Below are 3,066 nucleotides of genomic sequence, written 5' to 3'. Positions count from 1 at the left end.
GGGTTGTTGGTCGTCCGGGGTGGGGGTGGTCATACGTCCCACTCTGTCAGGTGTGGCGTCTGGTGGTCATCAGATCGAAACCTGCGGGACCTGTCGCGGTCGGTAAGAAGCGAGTAAGAATCTACGCGCGTTGTTGACCGTTTCCCGAGGAGATCCAGACATGCCCTTGAACCGCCGGAAGTTCCTGAAGAAGTCCGCTGTGACGGGCGCGGGGGTGGCGCTGGCCGGTGCGGCGGCGGCTCCGGCGGCGCAGGCCTCGGAGAAGAAGCCGGGCAGGCACCCGAAGCGGTATTCGCTGACCGTCATGGGCACGACGGATCTGCACGGGCATGTCTTCAACTGGGACTACTTCAAGGACGCGGAGTACGCGGACGCCAAGGGCAACGCGATGGGTCTGGCGCGGGTGTCGACCCTGGTGAACCAGATTCGGCAGGAGAAGGGGCGGCGGAACACGCTGCTGCTGGACGCGGGCGACACGATCCAGGGCACTCCGCTGACGTACTACTTCGCGAAGGTGGACCCGATCACCGCCAAGGGCGGGCCGGTGCATCCGATGGCGCAGGCGATGAACGCGATCGGGTACGACGCGGCGGCGCTGGGCAACCACGAGTTCAACTACGGCATCGAGACGCTGCGGAAGTTCGAGGACCAGTGCCGTTTCCCGCTGCTCGGGGCGAACGCGCTGGACGCGAAGACGCTGAAGCCGGCGTTCCCGCCGTACTTCATCAAGAAGTTCCAGGTGCCGGGTGCGCCGCCGGTGAAGGTGGCGGTCCTCGGGCTCACCAACCCGGGTATCGCGATCTGGGACAAGGCGTATGTGCAGGGGAAGTTGACGTTCCCGGGTCTTGAGGAGCAGGCGGCGAAGTGGGTGCCGAAGCTGCGGTCGATGGGGGCGGATGTCGTCGTCGTGTCGGCGCACTCCGGGTCGTCGGGGACGTCGTCGTACGGTGACCAGCTGCCGTATGTGGAGAACTCGGCGGCGCTCGTCGCGCAGCAGGTGCCGGGGATCGACGCGATTCTCGTGGGCCACGCGCACGTGGAGATCCCGGAGTTGAAGGTCACGAACACGGCGACGGGCAAGACGGTCGTGCTGTCGGAACCGCTGTGCTACGCCGAGCGGTTGAGCGTGTTCGACTTCGAGTTGGTCTTCGAGAAGGGGCGTTGGTCCGTCGAGTCGGTGGGGGCGTCGCTGCGGGACGCGAAGACGGTCGCGGACGATCCGAAGATCACGCGGTTGCTGAAGGACGAGCACGCGCTGGTCGTGGAGTACGTCAACCAGGTGGTCGGTACGGCGACGGCGACGCTGACGACGGTGGACGCGCGGTACAAGGACGCGCCGATCATCGATCTGATCACCAAGGTCCAGGAGGACGTGGTGAAGGCCGCGTTGGTCGGGACGGCGTACGCGTCGCTGCCGGTGATCGCGCAGGCGTCGCCGTTCTCGCGGACGTCGGAGATTCCGGCGGGCGAGGTGACGATCCGGGATCTGTCGGGTCTGTACGTGTACGACAACACGCTGGTCGCGAAGCTGCTGACGGGTGCTCAGGTGCGGGCGTATCTGGAGTACTCGGCGGAGTACTTCGTGCAGACGGCCGCCGACGCGGCTGTCGACACGGAGAAGTTGACGAACGCGGGTGGCCGTCCGGACTACAACTACGACTACGTGTCGGGGTTCTCGTACGACATCGACATCGCGCAGGCGGCGGGTTCGCGGATCAGGAACCTCACCTACAACGGTGCGGCGCTGGACGACGCGCAGCAGTTCGTGCTGGCGGTGAACAACTACCGGGCGAACGGCGGCGGTGCGTTCCCGCATGTGGCGTCGGCGACGGAGGTGTGGGCGGAGTCGACGGAGATCCGGACGCGGATCGCGGAGTGGGTGACCGCGAAGGGTGTGCTGGATCCGGCGGACTTCGCCTCGGTGGACTGGAAGTTGACGCGGAACGGGACGCCGGTTTTCTGAGCCGGTTCCTGAGCTCGTCTTCTGGGGGCCCGGCGGCTCTGGTCGCCGCCGGGCCCCTTCTCAGCGTTCCACGAGGGGGGTGAGGGTGCGGGTGGCCTGGCGGGCCGGCGGGATCTGGGACTGGGGGTCGAGGCCGAAGGTGGTGAAGGCCGTTCGGCCGGGGAGGGGGTAAGGCTCTTTGCCGGTGAGGGAGTTGAGGATGGTGGCGCTGCGCCAGGCGGCGAGGCCGAGGTCGGGGGCGCCGACGCCGTGGGTGTGGAGTTCGGCGTTCTGGACGTAGACCTGGCAGCCGGAGCCGGTGACGGAGGGGTCGAGGACGAGCCTGAACTGGTCGTCGATGCGCGGGCGTTCGGCGCTGTCGCGGCGCAGGTAGGGGTCGAGTCCGGCGAGGATGCGGCCCAGGGGGCGTTCGCGGTAGCCGGTGGCGAGGACGACGGCGTCGGTGGTGAGGCGGGAGCGGGTGTTCTGCTGGAGGTGTTCCAGGTGGAGTTCGACCTTGGTGGTCGCGATCCGGCCGGCGGTGCGGACGCGGACGCCGGGGGTGAGGACGGCGTCGGGCCAACCGCCGTGCAGGGTGCGGCGGTAGAGCTCGTCGTGGATGGCGGCGATGGTGTCGGCGTCGATGCCCCTGTGGAGTTGCCACTGTGCGGTGACGAGGCGGTCGCGGACGGGTTCGGCGAGGGCGTGGAAGTAGCGGGTGTAGTCGGGGGTGAAGTGCTCCAGGCCGAGCTTGGAGTACTCCATGGGGGCGAACGCCTCGCTGCGGCCGATCCAGTGGAGTTTCTCGTGTCCCGCGGGCCGGTTGCGGAGCAGGTCGAGGAAGACCTCGGCGCCGGTCTGTCCTGAGCCGATGACGGTGATGTGGTCGGCGGCGAGAAACGTTTCGCGGTGGGCGAGGTAGTCGGCGGCGTGGATGACGGGGACGCCGGGTGCTTCGACGAGGGGCTTGAGCGGGTCGGGGACGTAGGGGGCGGTGCCGACGCCGTCCGCTGGAATCCCGAACGCGACGTGTTCGAGGTCGACTTCACCCAGCTCGACAGCGACGGCGAGGCCGAAGCGCTCGGGCGGACGTACACCAAGAACATCGTCCTCGGCGTCGGCAC

Annotated in this window: 2 protein-coding genes; one reads left to right on the top strand and one right to left on the bottom strand. The window is 68.0% G+C overall.

Annotated elements, in window-relative coordinates; translation table 11 throughout:
• Window positions 1–160 precede the first annotated feature (160 nt).
• The gene (locus AC31A1_RS49260) at window positions 161–1,963 is read left to right on the top strand and encodes a bifunctional metallophosphatase/5'-nucleotidase (RefSeq protein ID WP_489659570.1); all 1,803 of its coding nucleotides are present in this window, start codon (window positions 161–163) and stop codon (window positions 1,961–1,963) included.
• A 60-nt stretch (window positions 1,964–2,023) separates the two neighbouring features.
• Here AC31A1_RS49260 and AC31A1_RS49255 read toward each other — a convergent pair.
• The coding region (locus AC31A1_RS49255) for a SidA/IucD/PvdA family monooxygenase (RefSeq protein ID WP_489659569.1) at window positions 2,024–3,066 on the bottom strand (1,043 nt) is incomplete at its 5' end.

Source organism: Streptomyces sp. P5F9 (assembly GCF_057961495.1).
This window is presented reverse-complemented; position numbering and strand designations above follow the sequence as displayed.